Origin of the sequence: Pseudoxanthomonas sp. F37 (assembly GCF_022965755.1) — a bacterium.
Taxonomy (GTDB): domain Bacteria; phylum Pseudomonadota; class Gammaproteobacteria; order Xanthomonadales; family Xanthomonadaceae; genus Pseudoxanthomonas_A.
Window position 1 is genome coordinate 1,976,459 of record NZ_CP095187.1, and the last position, 22,445, is coordinate 1,998,903.

Below are 22,445 nucleotides of genomic sequence, written 5' to 3' on the forward strand. Positions count from 1 at the left end.
TCAGCCACGGACCTGCAGGGACACGCGGCCATCCGGATCGCCTTCGATGAAGGCGGCCACGCGGCTGCCGGTGCTGCGGAAGGCCAGGTCGATGCGCTGGTCGCCCACGGCGAGATCGTGGATGGTGACATCCTGGATGCCGAACGGCAGTTCCGCGCGCTGCACGTGGATGGTCCTTCCGTCGCCATCCACCTGGATGCCCAGGCACGCCTGCAGCAGCATGAACGCCGAGCCCGCCGCCCACGCCTGCGGCAGGCAGGCCACGGGATAGGCGACCGGCGGCGCGCCCTGCGTACGCGCGAAGCCGCAGAACAACTCCGGCATGCGCATGTCGAAGTGCACCGCGGCCTCGAACGCGCCGCGCAGCAGCCGCGTGGCCGCGCCGCGCACGCCCGTGCTGGCCAGCCCGCTGGCGCACAGGGCGGAATCGTGGGGCCAGACCGAGCCGTTGTGGTAGGAAATGGGGTTGAAGCGCGCCTCGCCCCTGGCGACGGTGCGGATGCCCCAGCCGGTGAAGAACGCCGGCGACATCAGCTGCTCGGCCACCGCCAGCGCACGTGCCGGCTCGGCCACGCCAAACTGCAGCAGATGGCCTGCGTTGCTGGTCCTGACCGCGCACAGCGCGCCTTCGCCATCCAGGGCCAGGCCGTAGTAGGCGGCACTCTCCATCCAGAAGCGCCGCTCGATGGTGGCGCGCAACGCCTGCGCGCGGCGTGCCCAGTGCGCGGCCGCGGGCGGGTCCCAGCGTTGGCCCAGCTCGGCCATGGTGCGCAGGGCGGCGTAGGCATACCCCTGGACCTCGACCAGCGCGATCGGCCCTTCCGCCAATCGGCCGTCGGCATGGAACACCGAGTCGCCGCTGTCCTTCCAGCCCTGGTTGGCCAGGCCGCGGTCGCTGGCGCGCGCATAGACCAGCAGGCCGTTGGGATCGGCGTCGCAGACCCGTTCGATCCATTGCACGGCGGCCAGCAGCGCCGGCCACAGGGACTGCACGGTCTCGATGTCGGCCGTCCGCTTCAGATAGGCCCCGGCCAGGGCGATGAACAGCGGCGTGGTGTCCACGCCACCGTAGTAAAGCCCGAAGGGCAACTCCTTCATGGCCGACATTTCGCCGCGCCGGGTCTCGTGCATGATCTTGCCGGGGGCGGCGTCCAGGAACGGCGATTCCTCCTTGGCCTGGTGCCTGGCCAGGAAGGTGAGCACGCCCTTGGCCAGCCCCGGGTCCAGCCACAGCGTCTGCATGGCGGTGATCACGGCGTCGCGACCGAAAGGCGTGGAGAACCACGGAATGCCCGCATACGGGTAGGGACCGGTCTCCAGTTCGCTGGTCAGCAGCGCCAGGTCCGAGCGCGAGCGGCGCATCCACTGGTCGAACAGCGGTCCGCTGCTGGACACGCGTGCGCCCCGTCGTTGCCGCCGTCGCATGTGCCGCCGGGCATGCGATGCCTCGTCGCGATAGCGCTGCCGGGAGGGCGTGGCCTCCTGCAGGACGCCGATCTCGGCATACAACTCCTCCGAGCCTCCCGGCGCCAGCGTGAGCACGAACTCCACGCAGCCCGGGACAGGCTGCGCGGGCGGCCGCGAGAACAGCACCGATGACGACCTGGCCACGCCATCCAGTCCCTCGTAACGGAACGCATAACCCCACTCGCTGCTCTCCGGCCCCAGCAGGCGCCCACGCGCCGGCCGCCGGCTGCCGCGCACCTCGAACATGTCGACGAAGTCGGCATCCAGCCGGAAGCGCAGGGGCAGCCGGGTCGTCCGGTCGCCGTAGTTCATGCAGGTGATGCGTTCGTACATGCGCTCGCGGCACAGGAAGCGGCTGCGGGTGATGTGGATCAGCCCTTCCGGAGCGCCCATCTCGTCCATCGCCGACAGGGCGCGGTTGGTCAGATGGGCGACGAACAACACATTGTCCTGGGTGACCGCGGAACTGAGCAGGGCCGGTTGCTGCTCGCCCAGGAGGAACTCGTAGCGGGACACGATGCGGGTGTCGTGCACGAAGAAGCCTTCGGCGGGCGCGACGATGTCGCCCAGGCTGTTGGCCACCAGGAAACTGTCGCCGTCCTTGAGGACATAACGGGTCAGGGGTGCGCTGTCGCTGTTCTCCATGGTCAGGCTTTCATGCGATGGGGCGCGCCCTCCACCATGCGGACGTAAAGGGACTCGTAGTCCGCCGCCATGCGGCGGGCATCGAAGCGCTGCTCGAAACGGCGGCGGACCGCGTGGCGGTCCAGTTCGCGGCAGCGTGCGACGGCCTCCACGCCGGCCTGGATGCTGTCGACGATGAAGCCGGTGCGGCCGTCGTCGACCACCTCGGGCACCGACCCTTCGCGCCAGGCGATCACCGGCGTGCCGCACGCCATCGATTCGATCATCACCAGTCCGAACGGCTCCGGCCAATCGATGGGGAACAGCAACGCCGCGGCGTTGCCTAGGAACTCCGGCTTGCCCGCATCGTCGATCTCGCCGACGAATTCGACGCCGCCACCGGCCAACAGGGGTTCGATCGTCTCGTGGAAATAACGGCGATCGGCCGTGTCCACCTTGGCGGCGATACGCAAGGGCAGGCCCGCCCGCCGCGCGATCTCGATGGCGCGGTCCGGCCGCTTTTCCGGCGACAGCCGGCCCAGGAAGGCCAGGTAGTCGCCGCGCGGGCGGGGCGGTGGCATCAGCAACGACGTCGGCATGCCATGCGGGATGGTCTGCCACCAGTTGGCCCACGGCAGCGGCAGGCGCTGGTGGTCGGAAATGGACACCAGCGGATAGCGCGACCAGCGACGGTAGGCCTGCGGGAGGTCCTGTTTGTCCTGGCGCCCGTGCAGGGTGAACACGCACTTGGAGGCGAGTTGCTCGAAGATCGGCAGGGGCAGCAGATCGATGTGGAAATGCAGCACGTCGAACTCGTCGGCACGCTCGCGGATGCCGTGCAGCATGGACAGGTGCGCGGCCACCGGGGACTTGAGCGGTGCAGGGTCCAGCCTGAGCGCGATGTCGCGGAAGCTGGTGAGGTCGGCCGCGGTGACGGAGTCGCCGCTGGCGAACAGGGTGACGTGGTGGCCACGCGCGACCAGCGCTTCGGTCAGGTACGACACCACGCGTTCGGTGCCGCCGTACAGCTTAGGCGGCACCGATTCGAACAAGGGGGAGATCTGCGCGATCCTCACGAGGCCACGCCTTCGCTGCGGTGCCTGGCCGGTGGCAGGTCGGCGGCCGGCGGCGCGGACGGTCCCGCCTTGCGCTGCAGATGGCCCAGGAAATCGCGTGCCCACGCCGTGATGTCGTTGCGACGCAGGGTGTCGAGCATGGCCGACCAGCGTGCGCGGCGTTCGCCCAGGGGCATGCGCCGCGCCAGCGCGATCGCGTCGGCCATTTCCTCGGTGTCGTGGGGATTGACCAGCAGGGCTTCCGGCAACGCATGCGCCGCGCCGGCGAAGCGGGACAGCACCAGCACGCCGGGATCGGCCGGGTCCTGCGCGGCCACGTATTCCTTGGCGACCAGGTTCATGCCGTCGCGCAGCGGCGTGACCAGTCCGATGTCCGCCGTGCGATAGAACCCCGCCAGCACGTCGTGGGGATAGCACTGGTTGACGTAGCGCAACGGCGTCCAGTCGGGCCGGGCGTGCCGGCCGTTGATGTGGCCGGCGACGCGTTCCAGTTCCTCGCGCAACGCGCGGTACTCCGGCACGTCCTCGCGGCTGGGTGGCGCGATCTGCAGGTAGGTGAGGTTGTCGGGTGTGTGCGGATGCTGGTCCAGATAGCGCCCGAACGCGTGGAAGCGCTCCGGCAGGCCCTTGGAGTAGTCCAGCCGGTCCACGCCGATGGCGAGCCGGCGATCGCTCAGGCTCTGCCGCAGTGCGGTCACCGCTTCCCGCCCACGGACCGATACGGCCGAACGCGCCACCTGGTCGACATCGATGCCGATGGGGAAGGCCGCCACCTCGCAGGACCCGGCATCCACGCCCATATGCGCGAAATACTGCCGCAGGTTCTCCGCGTCCGCCTCGGTCTGCACGCCCACCAGGTCGTAGCAGGCCAGCGCGGAAAAGACGTCCCGGTGGTCCGGCAGCATGCACAGCACGTCCCAGGACGGCAGGGGAATGTGGAGGAAGAAGCCCAGGCGCTGGCGGACGCCGCGCGCACGCAGCGCACGGGCGAGCGGAATCAGGTGGTAGTCGTGGATCCATACTTCGTCGTCGCCCCGCAGTTCGCGTGCCAGCGCGTCGGCGAAGCGGTCGTTCACGGCGAGGTAGCGCGCATACTCTCCGCGGTCGAAATGGATCAGGTCCACGCGGTAGTGCAGCAGCGGCCACAGGGCCCGGTTGGCGAAGCCGTGGTAGTACCCTTCGAACTCATGCTGCGGCACGTCCAGCAGGCAGAAGCGTATGCCGTCGCCGATCTGCACGCGGGGCGGCGCCTCACCGAAGCCGCCGCTCCAGCCGAACCACACGCCGCGCCGCTGCCGCAGCACGCCGTGCAAGGCCACGGCCAGCCCGCCCGCATGCACGGCGCCGGGGTAGGCCACCCGATTGGATACGACGAACAATCTACTCACGCGCTTTCTCCTCGGGATGCTCTCTGCCGCCCGCGGTGAGCCACGCCAGGACCGCGTGCGCATCCCGCAGCGCGTAGCGCGCGGCGCTGGGCCTGGGCGCGCCGACACGGACGCTGATGCCTCCCAGCGCATTGACGGCCTCGAAGCCCGGCTCGTCGGCCGGATCGTCGCCCGCGAAAACGGGGATGCGTCCCGAGAACGGCGGCCGGGCCATGAAGGCAAGGATGGCCTTGCCCTTGTCCATGCCCTGGGGACGGATCTCGATGCCGTGCGCACCCGGGTGGAGCCGATGGGTGGGTACGGCCGCCGCCAGCCGGTGCGCGAATGCCGTCATCGCGTCCGCGGCGCCCGGGGCGGCGCGCCAGTGCAGATACAGGCAGGGGCCATGCGCTTCGACCACGGCGTTAGCGTGGCGCCCGGCAATCTCCACCGCTTCTGCGATCCATGCCGCCGGCACCATCGGCGCGGCCACGCCGGTCGGCTCGGGGCGGCACTGCAGCCCGTGCAGCCCCGCCGCAGCCGGTGTCACCCACGGGTGCAGGAGCGCATCGAGTGCCTGCAGGCTCCGTCCGGTCACCAGGGCGACGGCGCCGTCCAGCTTCGTGCGCAGCCGTTGCAGCAAGGGCGTGACGCGCGCGTCCAGTACCACCTGTTCCGGACGGGGCGCATGCATCGTCAGGGTGCCGTCCACATCGAGGAACAGCGCCCAGTCGTTGCGTGGATGCGGGGGAGTTCGATCGCCTGTGCCGGAGTCCATGCGGCCAATCTAGCGACAGGCGCGTGATACCGGTGTGGAGTGGAATGTAAAGGCCGCGTTGCTTCAGGAACGGCCGGTCCTTGCGCCGGCGCACGCACCTGCAACTGCACTTGCAACCGGCCATTCCGCGGATCGCAAGGATGCAGCGCCCTCTGCATGCCATGACGCCACAGTGAACGATTCGCTTGCGCAAGTAGGGATGTTTTGCGCCAGCGCCGATTCGCATCATGCAACCGCGCTCTGCATGGCCGCTTCACGTCTTGCAGACGTTGCTGAAGGAATACTCCCGCCTCGCGCGCGGTTGCGGAAACGAGCGGCGCATCCGCGGCCGTGACCGCCTGACGCATGGGAGCCCACACCATGGACAACGCCGCCCACGCGAGCGAGGAGCGACTCAGGCTCGCCCTGAAGGCCGGTGGTCTTGCCAGTTGGGACTGGAACATCCGGACGGGCCAGGTGGCCTGGTCCGACGAGCACTTCCGCATCCAGGGTTACCGGCCGGGAGAAGTGATCCCGAGCTTCGAGGCATGGCTGGCACGTGTGCATCCGGACGACCGCGACGAAGCGGTCCAGGTGCTGCAGGCCGCCCGCGACAGCGGCGCGGACTATGCGCACCGTTTCCGGTGCATGCTGCCCGATGGCAGCGTGCGCATGTGCGCGGCGAGGGGCTTCTTCTACTACGACGAGGCAGGCCAGGCGACCCGCATGATCGGCGTGATGGAGGACATCACCGAGGCGCTGGCGGCCGAGCGGCGGCTGCGCGAAAGCGAAGCCCGGTTCCGCCAGTTCGGCGATGCGTCATCGGACGTGCTGTGGATACGCGATGCCCGCACCTTGCGCCTGGAGTACCTGAGCCCGGCGTTCGACCGCATCTACGGGCTGGACCACCGCCGCATGCTGGAGCAGCCGGGACTGGATGGCTGGCTGGCGCTGATCGTGCCGGAAGACCGTCACACGGTGCATGCCGCGTTGCAGCGGGTCAAGGCCGGCGAGCGCGTCACCACCGAATACCGGATCAGGCGGGGAGGCGATGGCAGCATGCGGTGGATGCGCAATACCAAGTTCCCGTTGCGCGACGACGCAGGCGAGATCGTGCGCATCGGCGGCATCGGTCACGACGCCACCGCCGAGCGCGAGGCGTCCGACCGCATGCACGTCATGATGGCCGAGCTGCAGCATCGCACCCGCAACCTGATGGCGGTGGTCCAGTCGGTCGCGTTGAGGACCCTGCGCGGCTGCGCCTCACTGGAACAGTTCGAGACGGCGTACATGGATCGCCTGGCCGCGATTGCCCGTGTGCACGGACTGCTGTCGCGCCTGCCCGAAGGCGACCGTGCCAGCTTCGACGAGCTGTTGCGCGAAGAACTGCAGGCCCATGGCGTATCGGACGGGCAGGTGGACCTGCAGGGCCCGTCCGGCATCCGCCTGCGCTCGTCCAGCCTGCAGATCTTCGCGCTCGCGCTGCACGAGCTGGCGACCAACGCGGTCAAGTACGGTGCCCTGTCCACACCGGCGGGGCGCCTGTCGATCCATTGGACGTTGACCGCCTGGCCGGAAGAGGCGAACGTGCTGCGCGTGCACTGGGTGGAGGAGGGCGTGGCCGTTGACACCGCCGCGGCGGCAGCGGCGGGCGGCTACGGGCGGGAGCTGATCGAACGCGCCTTGCCGCACCAGCTGCGGGCGCGCACGTCCTACCGCCTGGCGGCCGACGGCGTGCGCTGCACACTGGAGGTGCCGCTTGCCACGGACGCGTAGGCGCCCGTGTTTCACACGGTGACGGCGCCGCCGGAGACGGTGAGCAGCGTGCCGGAGGTGTAGCTGGCCGTATCGGCCGCGAGCATCACGTAGGCCGATGCCAGTTCCGCGGGCTGGCCGGGCCGACCCATGGGGACGTGTCCGCCGAATCCGGTGACCTCCTCTTCCGACATGCCCGCGGGAATGAAGGGCGTCCAGATCGGTCCGGGAAGAACCGCGTTCACCCGGATTCCCTTGTCGGCCAGGGTGCCTGCCAGCCCGATGGTCAGGTTGGCGATGGCCCCCTTGGTGGCGGCGTAGGGCAGGATGTTCGGGCTGGGCTTCTTGGACTGCACCGATGCGGTGTTGATGATGGCGGCACCGGGTCGCAGGTGGGGCAGCGCCAGGCGCACCAGGTTGAAGACGGCATGCACGTTGGTGGCGAACGTCTTCTCCCACTCCTCCAGCGTGATGTCCTCGAAGCGCTCGTAGTACTTCTGGTAGGCCGCGTTGTTGACCAGCACGTCCAGTCCCCCCAGGGCGTCCACGGCGTCCCTGACCAGCCGTTCGGCCTGGGCCGGATCGCTGATGTCGCAGGCCAGCGTGGCCGCCTTGCGGCCTGCCGCTTCGACCAGCTGCGCGATCCGCGCGGCATCGGCTTCCTCCGAAGGCAGGTGGGCGATCGCCACGTCGGCGCCCTCACGCGCATACGCGATGGCCACGGCCGCGCCGATGCCGCTGTCGCCGCCGGTGATCAGCGCCCGCTTTCCTGCAAGCAGCCCGTGTCCGACATAGCTGTCCTCGCCATGGTCGGGTCGCGGCTCCATCTTCCCGGTCTTGCCGGGAAAGGATTGCTGTTGCGGCGGGAACGGTGGCCTGGGGTAATCGGGGATGGGCATGTGGGTCTCCTTGCAGGGTCGCGGGAGTGCGGCGGACGCGTGCGCGTGGTCGTTCGCGCATGGCGGACCGTGGTGCAGGCGCCGCCTCAGCGCGCCGGCGCCAGTGCCTTGGCTTGTTCCAGGTGTGCGGCGACGTGTTCGCGCGTGCGGGTCAGGTGGTCGCGCACGGCGGGCGTCGTCGCCGCCGGCATCAACGCGCCGTCGAGGGTGGCCAGTGCGTCGGTGTGGCCTTTCACCATGGCGGCGACATAGGCCTGCGCATACGCATCGCCGGTCGTGGCGTCCAGTCTGGCCAGTTCGGCCTGGCCCTTCTGCTGCTGGGCCTGCGCCTTCTCCGCTGCCGCATCCGCGCCGAGCGCGGCGGTCTGGCGGCGGTTCTCGGAATGCTGGTCGATCATCATCCGTGCGTAGTCGGCCATCTCGCCTTCCACCTGCTTGGCCAATGCCTGTTCGCCTGCCGCGATCTCGTGATCGTTGATCGCATTGAGGACGCCCAAGGCTGCGCGTTCTGCGGGCGCCGAGGCCACGGCCGACGCGCCGGCCGTGGCGTCCTGGCCGGTCGCCGCCACGGTGCTGTCCGTGCTGCCGTCCACAGCGGCCGGCCTGCCGGTGGGATCCACGGCAGGCACGTCGTCGGCTGCCACGTCGCCCGACGCATCGCGTCGCTCGTTGCAGGCCGATACCGCCAGAGCGAGGGCGAGGGTCGCCGCAACGCGGGGGATCGTGATTCTCATGTCGTGCTCCTGGAAGGGATGCGGTGCGCGCCCGGTGGCGGGCAACGCGGGCGGGGAAGTTCCATCACCAGCCAAGCGGGATGGAGCGGAGTGCGGCGGTGGCTGCTCCTTCGCGGGCGTCGATCATCGGGGGTTCATCCTCGATACGCCGCTGCGGTGGAGTGCCGCGTGTCCACTGTGGGGCCAAGAGGATGAAGAGCTTGTCCGCGCCGGCATCACATCGGGACGACATGGGACGGTGCCACCATGTCCGGGTCCGCCACGCCGGAGGCCGTCATGAGCGACGATCCGAACAACACCGGTTCACCCGACCGGGATCGCATCAACCTCAACGAAGACCACGAGCTCCGCTACTGGTCCCAGGCGCTGGGCGTCACCCCGGAACGCCTGCGATCGGTCGTCGAGGCCGTCGGCACGTCCGTGGCGGCGGTGCGCCGTCATCTCGACGACTGAGCGGGCACAGGGGTGTCGTCCGGTCTGCCTCCGGTGCTGCTGGGCAGTCTGGCTTTCGCAGCGCTGCTGGCGCTGGTCACCTACCTGGCCAGCGCAGGTGCGCGCACGCGGATCCGCTGGCTGTCGACCGCCGGCGCTTTCTCGGTCGCGATGGCGGCCGGTTTCCAGTTCATCTGAGGCGCGGACCGTCGCCGCAACCGATGCCTTCAGTGCGGCCTGTCGTCATCGCCCAGCGCGAGGCGATCCAGCGCGGCCGTGATCGATGCCACGTCGAAGGGCTTGCGCAGATAGGACAGCGAACGATAGCCCTCGGGCAGGGTGGTCGTGTCGTAGCCGGTGATCAGCACGGTGGGGATGCCACGCGCCGCCAGCGCATCGGCGAGCGGAAAGGAATATTCCGAGCCCAGGTTGACGTCCAGCAGCCCGACATCGGGCAGGTCGCCGGCTTCGAGCGTCTGCATGGCCTGTTGCACGCGGGCGAAGGGCCCGAGGACGTCGGCGCCCAGCCGCTCGATGACATCCTGCAGGGCGGAGGCCAGCAGGTATTCGTCCTCCACGATCATCACCCTGCGTCCCGACAGGCGGCTCGGCATGGCCTTCACTCCGGCGGTCCTGCGGTGATCCTGCCTGCACCCGCGTGAAGAACGCGCCTACGCGGCGTGCGCACGCGCATGCTCAGCGGGGCCCGTGTTCCTCGCGCGAGCGCGCACGGTGGTCGCTGAGCATCGCACTGACCACGATGCTGGTACCCAGGGCGACGCCCAGCAGGAACAGGATCAGCGCGACCGTGGGATATCCCCACAGCGTGTGCGAGGTGGGCACCCGCATCATCATGGCCGACGCCAGGATCAGCGCGGCGGTGATGACGCCCACCGATATCCGGTTGGCGATCTTCTGCAGGTTCTCCATCAGGCGCGAGTCCTCCAGCCCGGTGAGGCGCATCTGGAAGCGGTTTTCGGCGACCAGCGACAGGATGTCCGACAGCTTGCGCGGGCCGTCGCGCAGCAGCGCCTGGACTTCCATCATCTCGCTGGCCAGGTTGGGCGACGACAGCGATTTGCGCAGGCGCGCGCGCATGACGTGCTGCAGCTGGTCCTCGACCACGCGCCGGGTGTCCAGCTCCGGCGCCAGCGCCTGGCATACCGCGTCCAGGTTGAGCAGGGTCTTGCCCAGCAGGCTGAGTTCGGGCGGCGGCCGCAGGCCGCACTGCATGGCGATGCGGACCAGCTCCAGGACCACCACGCCTTCGGACATCGAGGACTGGTGCGCGCCGTAGCGCGAGATCAGCTGTCCCACCTCGCGCAGATAGCGCGGCTCGTCGTAGTCCTCCAGGCGGATGCCCAGCGCGATGCATTCCTCGGCGACCTGCTCGCCGCGTCCGTCCACGGCGGCGAACAGCAGCTTCAGCAGCCGGTCGCGCTGGCGCGGCGGCACGTTCGCCACCATGCCCAGGTCGAAGATGGCCAGACGGCCGTCGTCGGTCACCCTCAGGTTGCCCGGGTGCGGATCGGCGTGGATCTCGCCATGCACGAACACCTGGTCGAGATAGCCGCGCAGCAGGTCTTCCGCCACGGGCGTCATGTCCTGCTCGGTGCGGCGCAGCCCGGAAATCCCGTCCACGCGCCGCCCTGTCGCCAACTCCATCGTCAGCACGCGGCGGCCGGTATAGTCCCAGAGCGGGGCAGGGACCCAGAGCAGGCGGAACGGGGTGAGGTGCTGGCGAAAGCGCTCCAGGTTCTCGGCTTCGGCCACATAGTCGAGCTCGGCCATGAGCGAGCGCCCGAATTCGTCCAGCCACTCCGAAAAGCGTACGTGCCGTCCCACGCGGGTCAGTCGATCGGCGGCATCGGCGATGCCCCGCAACAGGTCCAGGTCGCCCATCAGCTGCGCGGCCACGCCCGGGCGCTGGACCTTCACCGCGACGTCGCGACCGTCGCGCAGCGTCGCACGATGCACCTGGGCCAGCGACGCACAGCCGATGGGCACTTCGTCGAAGCTGGCGAAGGCACGCCCGATGCGCACGCCGATGGCGTCCTCGATCTGCTCCCGGATCGCCTCGAACGGCACCGGCGTGACCTTTTCCTGCATGCGTTCCAGGGCCGCGGCATAGGCCGGCGGTACCAGGTCCGGCCGCGTGGACAGCATCTGCCCGAGTTTGACGAAGGTCGGGCCCAGGGCTTCCAGATCGTCGGCGAACCGCTCGGGACTTCCTTCCTCGTCCGGCCCGCCCTCGGACAGGGCGCCATTCAACGTGAGTCCCTGGAATACGCCGGCCTTGCGATAGCGCAGCAGGAATCGCAGGATCGCCGTGCGGCGTGCCATCTTCCCTTCGGGTGCGTCCGTGGTGTCGTCGATGTGGTTCATGTCCACCTCCATGTCCGATTCTGGGTCGGAGGGGAGTGAGCATGCGGTGAATGACGATGCGGCGCGGTCACGCCCCGCTAACGCGCGCACGCCTGCAATGGCAGCCCCGCAAGCGAGGCTGCCCGGATGACGCAGACACCCGAACATCGCCCCAACGAACACAGCGACCGTGGCAAGCCCAACACGCCCGACCGCTTCCGCAACGACAAGGCGCGCTGGAAAGAGCATGACCAGCCCGACGATCCGCGCGACAACCAACCGGACCCCGAACGCGACTATCCGGATGCGGAAGAGGGCGTGCCCCGATAGCGCAACGCGACGGCGGCTCAGCCTGCGCCAAGCGTATGGAGCGGCTGGCAGCGCGGGCAGAAGAAGTTCCTGCGCTGCGTGGTGCCCAGATATTCCTTGACCACCGTTCCGTTGCAGGTCGGGCAGGTGCGCCGGGTGTGTATCAACCAGTGCTTGCGCAGCACGTACCGGCGCTTCCATTCCAGGAAGTCGAAGCTGTAGGCGCGTGCCTGGGCGATGAGCGCGGTGAGCGCACGCGGGGGCAGGGCGCCCACCTGGCTGGCCGGATGCACGCCAATGCGGAACAGGACTTCGTTCTTGATGATGTTGCCCACGCCGGCGAACACGTCCTGGTCCAACAGGGCGTCGCATGCAAGCCGCTCCGGCCGCGCCTTCAGCTTGCTGCGCGCCAGTGCGGGATCCCAGGCGGGGTTCATCACGTCCACGCGCCAGTCGTAGACCTCGTCCAGGGGCGTTTCGATGAACCTGATCGAGGAGGCGTAGAACACCAGAGAGCCGTTGTCGAACGTCAGCGCCAGTCGCGGTGGTGCCTGCTTGCGGCTGTCGATGCAGTACGAACCGAACATCAGCATGTGCACGCGCAGACTGAAACCGCGGAACTCCAGCAGGAAGTGCTTGCCCCAGCTACGCACCGACACGACCCGCCGGCCCACCATCCGGGCGATGTCCATGCGGCTGTTCCCCGCGACCTCACGCACGGTCTGTCCGCTGAACTTGGCGGCGGCCTCCTTCAGGATGACGATGGAAGGGCCTTCAGGCACGCCGCGTGTCCGCACGCGCCTGCGGTGCCGGCCGGTCTGCGCATCCGGCGGCAATGCCCGTGTTCTTCATCGTTCGCCCTGCGCCCATAGGCCGCAGAGAAGACCCCACCCGGGGTGAACACGCCGTGGAGTCGGCGGTGCCGCTGCCGACACAGGCTGCCCCACGGAAGGAAGCGCCACTGGCCAGCAGGTGAACGGAGGCCGCAGAATTGATCCGGATCAACGCGCGCCGGCGCGGCTGGCGCTGACAATCGATCCGGCTTTTCGATTGGACGGAGCTGTCATGCGCCTGGGTTCGCGTTCCCTGGTGATTCCCGTGGTGCTGGTCAGCTTCGCGCTGACGGCCTGGGCGGTTCCCGGCAGCACCTGGCCGACCACGGGCATGCTCAGCCTGGGCTCGGGTGTCGCCGCCGTGTCGCTGATGGCCCTTGCGGCCGTCCTGGGCGCACGCTGGAAGGTGGTCGAGTCGCTGTTCGGTGGTCTGGACCGCGTCTACGAGACGCACAAGTGGCTGGGCGTGTGGGCGCTGGTGTTCGCCTCGATCCATCTGGTCTTCAAGGCGGGCGCGCCCGGGTGGGAGACAGCCGCCATCCTGCCGCTGCCACCCCCGGTGACGCGGCTCGTCCGGCAGCTCAGCTTCGTGTCGCTGATGCTCATCGTGCTGTTGGCGCTGAACCGCAAGATCCCGTACCGGAGCTGGCGGTGGTGGCACAAGCTGTCCGGTCCCCTGTTCCTGATCGTCATCGCGCATTGGGCCAGCTTCAAGTCGCCCATCGTGCTGGCCAGCCCGGCGGGCGCCTGGCTGGCCGTGTTGTCGTCGCTGGGGGTGGTGGGGGCGGCCTACAAGCTGCTGCTGTATCCCCTGTTCTCGCGGCATGCGCGGTACCGCCTGCGCTCGGTGTCGGCCAACGGCAGCGCCGTCCATCTGCAGCTTGTGCCGGAGGGCCGGCGCATTCCTTTCCTTCCGGGGCAGTTCGCGTTCGTGTCCTTCGAGCAGGAAGGCCTGCGCGAGCCGCATCCTTTCACCATTGCCAGCGCGGAGGACGCCGAGGGAGGCATCGCCTTCATGGTGCGTTCGCTGGGCGATTACACGGAGCGGCTGGTGAGGGACGCCAGGCCCGGGATGGTGGCGCAGGTCTACGCGCCGTTCGGCCGGTTCGAGCGCAGGCCGAGCGGGCGGCAGGAAATATGGATCGCCGGCGGCGTGGGGGTGACGCCGTTCATCGCATGGCTACGCGATGCCGACGCGACCGGGCTGGACGGCGTGACCTTCTTCCACTTCTTCACGCCGGGCCGCGAGCTTCCCGAGGCCGTGGACCTGGCGGCGATGGCGCGTGCGCGGGGCGTGGAACTGGTCGACGTCGCCACGGGACCGGCCTCCATGGCGTTTCGCCGGCGGTTCGCGCAAGTGGTCGAGCAGGCGGGCGCGGCGGAGGTGCAGATCAGCTTCTGCGGCCCCCAGGGCCTGCTGCAGCAGGTGCGTCAGCTGATGCGGGAAACCGGCGTGGCGGAAGACCGGTTGCGGCACGAGCTGTTCGAGTTCCGCTGAGGCGGGGGCGATTCATGCACCGGGCAGGGAACTAGGGCCGGTCCGCATCGCTTCAGCGCTACGGATCCGTGGCGCCTTCGGTGATGAACGCCTTGATGGCCTGTGCATAGACCGTCGGCCGTTCCCACCACAGGATGTGTCCGGCACCGGCCACGAACCGGTACCGCGCGTCGGGGAACAGGTCCACATACTCGTAGGCTTCGGCATAGGGCACGAAATCGCACTGCCCCTGGAGCACCAGCACCTTGCCGGGGAAGCGGCGCATGTCGGGGCGGGGATCGGCGACATTCCCGAACCAGTTCGCGCCGGTACGCACGTACAGACCCGCGCCTCCTTCTTCAGGCTGCACCTTGCGCGGATCGCAGACCATGTTGCGGGTGAAGCGTGCCGCCAGCGTGTTCAACGCGGCATCCGCTTCGGCATCCGATACGGTCTTGACGTCGAGCGCCATGGCGATGGCCTGGGCCAGGATCACCTTGGGTGGCATCGCCGACAAGGCCGTATCGGCCCGGTACTGCGCCGCATCCGGCGGACGGAAATCCATTGCCGCGGGGATGGGAAACCTCGACGCCGGCACGGAGCGTCCCTGCTCGTCGTATTGCGCGGGCTCCAGGTTGCCGGGTGAACTCAACACCAGGTGCGTGACCGTGTCCGGATGCCGGGCGGCGTAGTACGCCGCGACCCGGGCGCCGTGCGAATGTCCGATCAGTGCCACGCGCGACGCGCCGAGATGATGGACGATGATGTCGTGCAGGTCGCCGATCTGGTCATTGAACCCGCTGTCCTTGGGGCGGACGAGACGGTCAGAAAGACCGGAGCCGTGCTGGTCGTAGAGGTAGACCGCATGCCCGGCTTCGGCCAACGGCCGCAGTGCCTCGATGACCGACGAATGCACGTAACCGCCCGGTCCGCCATGCAGGAACACCACCGGCATGGTGCGGGCGGCACCCGCCGGCGGCGCCAGTTTCGTATAGGCGATGCGGTAGCCGCCCGGCATGCGCCAGTACTGCGTATCCGCACGCGGTCGAAGGGGCTGCACGGTCGGATGCACCGGCACCAGGTACACCGCCAGCAACGCCAGACACAGCAGCGCCAGGCACGCCGCGCCCGCGCGGACCAGCCGCCTCATCCAGCGCTTCATGCCTCAGTCTCCGTCGTGTCCACGTGCTGATCCGGCGATGGGGGAGGGCGTGGTGCGACGTCCGAGGCGCCCGGGGCCGGGCACGTTCCCGTCGAGCAGCCTGCCGAGCACCGTATGCCGCACCAGGACCTGATAGCTGGCGAACGAAACCGCAAGCGTGGACGCGGTGGCGAGTGCGAACTTCGCGATCCAGTGCAGCGGCACGTCCAGTAGCCGGTACTGGATGGCGAACAGGACCGGCAGGTGCACCAGGTAGACCCAGTACGAGGCATCGGCGAGCCAGCGCATGGTCGCGCTTCGCCCGCCCAGCCATCGCCTTGCGGCAAGCAGGCACCAAAGCGTCATCCAGCACCCCGCATACGCTTCCAGCAGCGCGTGCCGCAGAAGCGATGGCCGGGCAGTGGCGGTAAAGCCGCCGCTGGACCCGAACAGCGTCGCATACGCCAGCACCGCGCCACCCAGCAGCCAGGGCGACCACGGGCGCAGGCGATCAAGCAGGTCGGTGCTCTGGAACATGCGGTAGCCCAGCGCGAAATACACCCCGAAGAACACCAGCGCCCACAACGAAGGGAGCAGGCCGTCCGGCGCAGGCCAGGGGGTGCCGGCCCAGGCCAGTGGCAGCACCAGCGACAACGGCAGTACAGCCGGCAGCGCGACCGCAGGCAGCGCCGCGATCCTGTCGCCGACGCGCCGCAGTTCAAGCGCGGACGCCACCCAGACCAGCACCGTGAACAGCATCAGGTAGAACAGGAACCACAGGTGCGCCCAGCCAGGCGCGAACGGCATCGTGCCGTGCTGATCGATATGGGCGCGCAGCCAGGCCAGTACCGGCGATGGATGCAGTACCGTGGCGGCGGCGCGCCTGGTCAGCCAGTACATGCTGGCCGTGACCAGGGGCAGGAACAGCAGCAACGGCAGCAGCACGCGCGCACAGCGATTGCGGAACAGGCCGCCCAGGCCGCGGCGCGCCACCAGCAAGGCCGCGAAGAAACCCGCGACCACGAAGAACAACGGCATGCGGAACAGGTGCATGAACCACGCCGCCGCATCGACGATCGGCGACCCGCCCGCATCCGCGGCGGGCCAGATCGGCCGCATCACCGGGCTGTACGCGAGCGCCGCGTGGAAGACCACACCGGCCAGCATGGCCACGGCGCGGAGGTTGTCCAGATAGTGGACGCGATCACCGCCTTCCACGTCGTCGCCCGCCCTAGAGGAAGGAGCGCTTGCGCGCGTGCACCCAGCCGGCCGCAAGGATGGCGATCACGATCACGGCGAGTTCGCCCCCGATCAGGGCCAGTGCCTGCGGACTCCAGATGATGGCGTCGCCCTGCAGGTGTTCGCGGATGCCGTGCATGGTGCTGACCCAGAAGAGGAAAGGTCCGATCAGCGTCATCAGTGCCAGCATCGCGAACACGTTCCAGCCTTCGGAATCCACCGCGATCACCACGCACAGCGACACGCAGAAGTTGGCCAGCATGAACAATCCGACCACCACCAGCCACGGCACCGTGCCGTCGGCGCGCGGCGTGCCCAGCACCAACGCAAGCAGGCCGCCGCAGACCAACAGGAACGGCACCAGGAAGATCGTCAGGTTGGCCAGCAATTTGCCCCAGAACACGTCCATCGGCGTGACCGGCAGGCTCATGACGAAGGGCTGCGTCTGCTCCTTGCGCTCGGCCATCACCGAAGACTGAATGGCATAAGAACCGACCACCAGCAGCAGCACCAGCAGCAGCAAGGCACCGGCCGACGCTAGCAGCGGCGTGCCCATGCCCACCAGGCCCAGCGCCAGCAGCATGCCGCCCAGGAAGCCGGCGAGTTGCTTCTGGTAGACCTGCCAGTCCTTGAGGATCAGCTTGCGGACCATCGCGCCATCGGATGCGAGCCAGTTCATGCGTTGTTCCCTCCGCGGACGGTGGTGACGAAGATGTCTTCCAGCGGCATCGGTTCGACCGACTGCACCGCAAGACCCAGCGCCTGGAGCGCGGGCAGGGTGGCGCCGTCGAATGCGCGGGTCTTCAGCTCGATCAGCGGCGCGCTGTTGCGCGCGGAGACCATGCCCGGCAGGTGCCGCAGGCCTTCGGTCCACTCGCCCTGGCACAGGATCCGCCGCCAGCTGTCCAGGAACGACTCCTTGTCGCGCGAGGCGACGATGCCGCCATCGTGGATGAAGGTGATGGTATCGGCGATCTGTTCGATGTCGGCGGTGTTGTGCGAGGAGAACAGCACCGAACGTCGCTCGTCGCGCAGCACGTCGGCCAGGGCCTCCAGTACCTCGCCGCGCGCGACCGGATCCAGCCCCGTGGTCGGTTCGTCCAGCAGCAACAGGCGCGGATGACGGGCGAAGACCAGCAGCAGCAGCGCTTTCACGCGCTGTCCGTGGGAGAACCCGCCCAGCTTCTGCTGCGGCCGCAGCTCGAAGCGCGCGAGCAGGTCCTGTGCATAGGCTTCATCCCAGCCGGGATAGATGCCGCGGATGAAATCCATGTGCCAGCGCAGCGTCTGGCCGGGGTACAGGCGCATGTCGTCCGACGCATAGCCGATGTCCCGTTTCACCGCGACCTGTGCCTGCGGCAGCCGCTGCCCGAGCACCTCGACCTCGCCACCGTCGGCGCGGATGAGCCCCATCAGCAGGCGCAGCAGGGTGGACTTGCCCGCGCCGTTCACGCCGACCAGGCCCATGACCTGGCCGGCCGGCAGTTCCAGTTGGATGTCGCGCAGGGCGAACCCGTCGTACTGCTTGTGCACGCCTTTCAAGGCGAGGGCGGAACTCATTTCGGCTTCCTTTCAGGGGTGACGGTGGGCGGTTGCGCGGTGTGCGGCGGGTCGGACAGTGCCTGTTCGACCCGATCCAGGATTTCGCGAGGGCTGAGTGCCAGCTTCCTGGCCGCATCCAGCAGCCCCTTCAGCTGCAGCCGGAACTCTTCGGTGGCCAGCGCGTGGGTGGCGTCCAGCGTGTCGGCCACGAAAGAACCCTTGCCCTGCCGCGTCACGATCACGCCCGCGCGTTCCAGTTCCAGGTAGGCGCGCTTGACCGTGATCACGCTGACCTGGCTGTTGCCGGCGAGTTCGCGGATGGAGGGCAGGGCATCGCCGGCCTTCCACTCCCCTGTCATCACCTTGGCGACGACCTGCTCCACGATCTGGGCATACATGGGCGTGGCCGAGTGCGGGGAAAGCAGGAGTTCGGCGGGCATGCGGTCCTTGGAATTTGGTGTGCATAGTTAATATACACAGCTATTCACGGGCGTCAAGCTGGGGTGCGTCCGAGTGCGGTCCGGGGAGGAACGGTCCGCGGCCTCATTCGGCTGCTTGGCGCGAAAATGGAGCAAGGAGCCGTGCTGCGGCTGCGGTCGATGCCGGGCAGGTCGTCCACATTGGAGCCTGGCGCGTGCGGAGAGGCGCCCAGAGGGCCGGTCCGGATAGGGGATTCTGCACCGTAGAGCGGAGCTTGCTTCGCTGCTTTTCCCGCGTATGCCGCCGTGGCTGCAAGCCGGGGCGTGCCGTGGGTGGCGGATTCATCGTGTTCGAACCATGCTGGCCTCCCGCACAAGCATCTGATCCATTACCGAGCCGGACGAGTCATTAGGGATCGTTATCGAGGGTAGGGCGACTTGTGTGAGCGTGGCGAGCCTGAAGGAGCAGACCGGTTTCCCGGAATCTCATACACCCTGAGATGTTGCGAACTTGCGATTTTGTGCGCTTGATTGCGGTTCGGTCCGCTCAAGAATTGTAGCGGAGAGGCCCAGGAAGCATCGTTTTCAGTAGAAGTGGATACGGCCGTGGAAGAGCTGAAGACTTTCGCTCCAAGAGCGATCCCCATGGTCCCAAGTCCTTTTTTAGCTGAGTCGGACAAGCCCGATGTAATGTTCTGAAAGGCACATCAATCGAAATCGGGAGCGTCATCTTGACCATGTCATCCATACCGACCTCACGAGAGCAGCTGTGGGCCCTGCTGGCTGAGGCTGCAGAGATCGAGCACCACCTGATGTGCTGCTATCTGTACGCAGCCTTCAGCCTCAAGCGGGGGGCCGACGATGGACTGGCCAGCGACGATCTTCCCATCGTCCTGCGCTGGCGCCAAGAGATTCTCGGTGTGGCCATTGAAGAGATGGGGCACTTGGCCATGGTGTGCAACATCCTCTCGGCTATAGGTGCTCCAGCACACCTTGCTCACCAGAACTTCCCCATTGCGCCTGGCTACCATCCTGCCGGTGTGGTAGTGAAGCTGACACCCTTCAATCCCAGTACGCTGCAGCACTTCATCTTCCTTGAAAGGCCTGAAGACCATGAGGTCGCGGACGGCCCGGGCTTCGAGCCTGCACAGACCTACCGCCGCTTGACCAACATGAATCGGCTAATGACAGTGGGCACCGACTACGTAACGGTAGGTCAGCTGTACGCCATCATCACCCTAGGAATGACATCCCTGACCGAAAAGCTAGGGGAGAAGGCGCTCTTCTCAGGCAATCCCGAGCATCAGCTTGATGAGGCGACTGGTCGCTTGCCCGGCTTTAGGGTCGTCAGGTGCTTGACCACGGCTCAGCAGGCCGTCGATGCAATCGTGCGCCAAGGTGAGGGCGCTGCGGCGTCGGAGGAGCGGTCTCACTATCAGCGCTTCATCGCAATTCAACAGGAGTATGAAAGCCTACTAGCGACCCGCGATGACTTTCGGCCAGCTTACGCGGCAGCTGAGAATCCAGTGATGCGTATCCCACCCACGCCCGAGGGCAAGATTTGGGTGAACTGCGAGCCTGCATCCAGCTTGATTGACTTGGGGAACGCCCTGTACAACCACTGCCTGAGGTGCCTGTCCTTGGCATATAGCGGCGTTGGCCGATCTACCCAGGCGATGCTTGTCCGAACCAGCATTGATCTGATGAAGTTCCTGTCGCCCGTCGCCTCACGCCTCGCGCAGCTGCCCGCTAACCTGGAGTGCCCAGGGATCACGGCAGGTGTCAGCTTTGCCACAATTCGATCCTCAGCTGCGCTGCTTGGAGACGTAACGAGCGTTGGAATCCTTGCAGAACGGCTAGATGAAATCGCGGGACGCTGCGATAGACTCGGACAGAACGCCGCAGGCCAAGACGATGTACTTGCTGCTACGCGAGATGGCGTAGCTCACTTGGCGACGAGGCTCAAAGCACACATACTCAGCATTTCCGAGCATGGCGCCATTGCTGAGGGCATTCAGCGAGTAGTGCCTCCGCTAGCTGCAGAGGCGCGCTCTGACTCTGCGCCCGCCTCCGAGGTGAGTCATCATTCGTCTGTGGCGCCTACTTCTGGTGGTCCACCTCAGCCCATTCCAATGTCCGACGGCTACGAACGGATACCGGGGCCTGAAATCGATCTCATATACTCCGGAGAACGATGTATCCATGCGAGATTTTGCGTAACGGGTTTGCCAAGCGTGTTTATGGCCAACGTGGTAGGTCCTTGGATCAATCCCTCCGCGGCCAGTACGGAAGAACTCGTGACCGTGGCCCACATGTGTCCTTCGGGCGCGATTCGATACCAGCGTCATGATGGAGGGCAGAACGAGCAGGCGCCTCCGGTGAACATTCTTCGCGTGAACGAGAACGGGCCCTTGGCGCTCCGGGCCGAAACTTGGATAGACCAAGTGCCGGTAGGGATGCGGCTAACCCTATGCAGATGTGGTGCCTCTGCCAACAAGCCCTTCTGTGACGGGAGTCACAACACCATCAACTTCCGGGCTAGCGGAGAACCCGATTCGAGAACCTCGGATCCGCTCGCGGTTCGGGGTGGCCGCTTGTTCATCGAGCCCGAGCTCAACGGCCCCCTGCACGTTACAGGGAATCTCGAGGTCTGCACGGGCACCGGCAGAACCGTGGATCGGGTTCGGACTGCCCGGCTTTGTCGGTGTGGAGGCTCTGCAAACAAGCCGTTCTGCGACAACAGCCATCGCACCAACGGATTCCGTAGTTAGGACCTTGTCACCGGGCATGTTGCTTTGGCTGCTGCGTCGCGGCCCAGACCAACCCAAATGTCGCGATGGCCAGCCCTATCCATTGCCACATAGTGGGCCACTCCCCGAGCAGAGGAATCCCCATGAGCATGGCTAACGCGGGTGCCAAGGCGGGGAAGAGCGCGGCGCGTGCAGCCCCAAGCAGCTCGATGGCACGGGAGAAGGCGTACAGCGACACGACACCTGACAAGACGCCCTGAACCAGCGCCTGGATCACTAGGTCGCTTATGTCCGCGGAAGCCCGTCTATGAAGGCCGCCGCCGGCGATATAGATGGGGGCATATACCGTCGCAGAGATCATCACCATGGCGATGGTCGCTGAGAAGGCGTTCAACTTCCAATGCCTCACCAGCGCGGCGTACACCGCAAACATTAGGCCCGCCAGAGCAAAGAGGGCATCTCCCCGCCACGTTCCAGAGCCCGCCACCAAGAGACTCGGGCCGGCCACAGCGACAAGTCCCACCAGCAGGGTAAGCAGGCCAGAAACTCTTCTTGCCGTTAGCCTGTCAGCGAACCAGAACGCGGCGATTAGCGTGCCCGCCATGGTAATCACGCCGAGTTGAATCACGGCGCCGTGAGCCAGTGGGGCGTACAGGTAACGTTGTCCGGTGGCGAGTACGTACAGCGGGCCGGCAAACACCGCGAGTATGGCCGCACGAGGCCAACCGACCCCTGCAAGTGTTGCTGGCTGCCGGGTGAGCAGGAAGGGAAGCAGGACCAGTGCCGCTGCCGAGAACCTGAGGAAGGTCATGTCCGCCGGTAGCAGGCCGGTCTCAATGCCCAGGTTCGAGACGGCAATAAATGCGCCCCAGATGGCAGCCGCTATCAGTCCGAACATAACGCCTAGTCGCACGGGCGTCAGGGTGTCCTTCCAGGCCAGGGCGGCGGGTTGATATTGGTGTGAGTCCCAGTTCATCGCAAAGACCACTTTTTGGTGCGATGAAATGATGGAGCTCGTGAGGCGTGGCGATAAGACATCTCAGCCTACAAGGACTTTGGTTGATCCCAACCTCATGCCGAAGGGAAGAAGCGGTGTTTGGTAATGCGGATTACTCGGTCGAGAGTTTCGGCTGGTTGCGGTGCCTGTCGTGATCTTGCGAAGAGGTCGCCCTAGCGCCATTGGCGACATTGACTGCCTTTCGGGAGGGGTCTAACTAGGGAGGAACGGCGCAGCCAAGATTAGGCCTTCCCGGGCTCACC

Annotated in this window: 20 protein-coding genes and 1 pseudogene; 6 read left to right on the forward strand and 15 right to left on the reverse strand. The window is 67.2% G+C overall.

Annotated features, from left to right (window positions below; translation table 11 throughout):
* From MUU77_RS09180 to otsB, 4 genes and pseudogenes are all read right to left on the reverse strand, one after another.
* Complete coding sequence (locus MUU77_RS09180) at window positions 1-2,112, reverse strand: amylo-alpha-1,6-glucosidase (protein ID WP_245094058.1); 2,112 nt, start codon at window positions 2,110-2,112, stop codon at window positions 1-3.
* A 2-nt stretch (window positions 2,113-2,114) separates the two neighbouring features.
* Window positions 2,115-3,167 carry a glycosyltransferase family 4 protein gene (locus MUU77_RS09185; protein ID WP_245094060.1) on the reverse strand — a complete coding sequence of 351 codons (1,053 nt, stop codon included), beginning with the start codon at window positions 3,165-3,167 and terminating at the stop codon, window positions 2,115-2,117.
* Between the two features lie 86 nt (window positions 3,168-3,253).
* A pseudogene (locus MUU77_RS09190) lies at window positions 3,254-4,555 on the reverse strand (trehalose-6-phosphate synthase); the annotation flags it as partial.
* Window positions 4,548-5,312, reverse strand: a complete 765-nt coding sequence (gene otsB / locus MUU77_RS09195; RefSeq protein WP_245094062.1) for a trehalose-phosphatase — start codon at window positions 5,310-5,312, stop codon at window positions 4,548-4,550. The gene otsB and the pseudogene MUU77_RS09190, both read right to left, overlap by 8 nt.
* 360 nt (window positions 5,313-5,672) lie before the next feature.
* On the opposite strand from otsB, the gene MUU77_RS09200 reads away from it, so the two are divergent.
* Window positions 5,673-7,067 carry a PAS domain-containing protein gene (locus MUU77_RS09200; RefSeq protein ID WP_245094065.1) on the forward strand — a complete coding sequence of 465 codons (1,395 nt, stop codon included), beginning with the start codon at window positions 5,673-5,675 and terminating at the stop codon, window positions 7,065-7,067.
* An 11-nt stretch (window positions 7,068-7,078) separates the two neighbouring features.
* On the opposite strand, the gene MUU77_RS09205 is transcribed toward MUU77_RS09200, so the two are convergent.
* Both MUU77_RS09205 and MUU77_RS09210 read right to left on the reverse strand, forming a co-directional pair.
* The gene (locus MUU77_RS09205) at window positions 7,079-7,945 is read right to left on the reverse strand and encodes an SDR family oxidoreductase (RefSeq protein WP_245094067.1); all 867 of its coding nucleotides are present in this window, start codon (window positions 7,943-7,945) and stop codon (window positions 7,079-7,081) included.
* A gap of 86 nt (window positions 7,946-8,031) precedes the next feature.
* Complete coding sequence (locus tag MUU77_RS09210) at window positions 8,032-8,679, reverse strand: DUF4142 domain-containing protein (protein WP_245094069.1); 648 nt, start codon at window positions 8,677-8,679, stop codon at window positions 8,032-8,034.
* 276 nt (window positions 8,680-8,955) lie between these two features.
* On the opposite strand from MUU77_RS09210, the gene MUU77_RS09215 reads away from it, so the two are divergent.
* Together MUU77_RS09215 and MUU77_RS09220 are read left to right on the forward strand one after the other, a co-directional pair.
* A complete protein-coding gene (locus MUU77_RS09215) occupies window positions 8,956-9,132 on the forward strand; it encodes a DUF3606 domain-containing protein (RefSeq protein ID WP_245094071.1) in 177 nt (58 codons plus the stop codon).
* A 12-nt stretch (window positions 9,133-9,144) separates the two neighbouring features.
* A complete protein-coding gene (locus MUU77_RS09220) occupies window positions 9,145-9,309 on the forward strand; it encodes a hypothetical protein (protein ID WP_245094073.1) in 165 nt (54 codons plus the stop codon).
* 29 nt (window positions 9,310-9,338) lie between these two features.
* Here MUU77_RS09220 and MUU77_RS09225 read toward each other — a convergent pair whose 3' ends face one another.
* Together MUU77_RS09225 and MUU77_RS09230 are read right to left on the reverse strand one after the other, a co-directional pair.
* Window positions 9,339-9,725: a response regulator gene (locus MUU77_RS09225; RefSeq protein ID WP_245094075.1), complete on the reverse strand. Its 387-nt coding sequence runs from the start codon at window positions 9,723-9,725 to the stop codon at window positions 9,339-9,341.
* A gap of 82 nt (window positions 9,726-9,807) precedes the next feature.
* A complete protein-coding gene (locus tag MUU77_RS09230; protein ID WP_245085826.1) occupies window positions 9,808-11,496 on the reverse strand; it encodes an AarF/UbiB family protein in 1,689 nt (562 codons plus the stop codon).
* Window positions 11,497-11,622: 126 nt separating this feature from the next.
* Here MUU77_RS09230 and MUU77_RS09235 point away from each other — a divergent pair, with 126 nt between their 5' ends.
* Window positions 11,623-11,805, forward strand: a complete 183-nt coding sequence (locus MUU77_RS09235) for a hypothetical protein (protein ID WP_245085828.1) — start codon at window positions 11,623-11,625, stop codon at window positions 11,803-11,805.
* Between the two features lie 17 nt (window positions 11,806-11,822).
* On the opposite strand, the gene MUU77_RS09240 is transcribed toward MUU77_RS09235, so the two are convergent.
* Window positions 11,823-12,566: a DNA-formamidopyrimidine glycosylase family protein gene (locus tag MUU77_RS09240; RefSeq protein ID WP_245085830.1), complete on the reverse strand. Its 744-nt coding sequence runs from the start codon at window positions 12,564-12,566 to the stop codon at window positions 11,823-11,825.
* A gap of 283 nt (window positions 12,567-12,849) precedes the next feature.
* On the opposite strand from MUU77_RS09240, the gene MUU77_RS09245 reads away from it, so the two are divergent.
* Complete coding sequence (locus MUU77_RS09245; protein WP_245085832.1) at window positions 12,850-14,115, forward strand: ferredoxin reductase family protein; 1,266 nt, start codon at window positions 12,850-12,852, stop codon at window positions 14,113-14,115.
* A 58-nt stretch (window positions 14,116-14,173) separates the two neighbouring features.
* Here the strand turns inward: MUU77_RS09245 and MUU77_RS09250 are convergent, their stop codons facing one another.
* The 5 genes from MUU77_RS09250 to MUU77_RS09270 are packed head-to-tail and all read right to left on the reverse strand — an operon-like array spanning window position 14,174 to window position 18,456.
* A complete protein-coding gene (locus tag MUU77_RS09250) occupies window positions 14,174-15,256 on the reverse strand; it encodes an alpha/beta fold hydrolase (RefSeq protein WP_245085834.1) in 1,083 nt (360 codons plus the stop codon).
* Between the two features lie 3 nt (window positions 15,257-15,259).
* The gene (locus MUU77_RS09255; RefSeq protein ID WP_245085836.1) at window positions 15,260-16,453 is read right to left on the reverse strand and encodes an acyltransferase family protein; all 1,194 of its coding nucleotides are present in this window, start codon (window positions 16,451-16,453) and stop codon (window positions 15,260-15,262) included.
* A gap of 13 nt (window positions 16,454-16,466) precedes the next feature.
* Window positions 16,467-17,153: an ABC-2 transporter permease gene (locus MUU77_RS09260; protein ID WP_245085838.1), complete on the reverse strand. Its 687-nt coding sequence runs from the start codon at window positions 17,151-17,153 to the stop codon at window positions 16,467-16,469.
* Window positions 17,150-18,034, reverse strand: coding sequence for an ABC transporter ATP-binding protein (locus tag MUU77_RS09265; RefSeq protein ID WP_245085840.1), 885 nt, complete (start codon window positions 18,032-18,034; stop codon window positions 17,150-17,152). The genes MUU77_RS09260 and MUU77_RS09265 overlap by 4 nt, the downstream gene beginning before the upstream one ends.
* Complete coding sequence (locus MUU77_RS09270) at window positions 18,031-18,456, reverse strand: GntR family transcriptional regulator (protein WP_245085842.1); 426 nt, start codon at window positions 18,454-18,456, stop codon at window positions 18,031-18,033. Before MUU77_RS09270 ends, MUU77_RS09265 begins: the two co-directional genes overlap by 4 nt.
* Window positions 18,457-19,172: 716 nt before the next feature.
* Between MUU77_RS09270 and MUU77_RS09275 the strand changes: the two genes are divergently transcribed.
* Window positions 19,173-21,206, forward strand: coding sequence for a ferritin-like domain-containing protein (locus MUU77_RS09275; protein ID WP_245094363.1), 2,034 nt, complete (start codon window positions 19,173-19,175; stop codon window positions 21,204-21,206).
* A gap of 7 nt (window positions 21,207-21,213) precedes the next feature.
* Here MUU77_RS09275 and MUU77_RS09280 read toward each other — a convergent pair whose 3' ends face one another.
* Window positions 21,214-22,083: a DMT family transporter gene (locus MUU77_RS09280; RefSeq protein WP_245085844.1), complete on the reverse strand. Its 870-nt coding sequence runs from the start codon at window positions 22,081-22,083 to the stop codon at window positions 21,214-21,216.
* Window positions 22,084-22,445 lie beyond the last annotated feature (362 nt).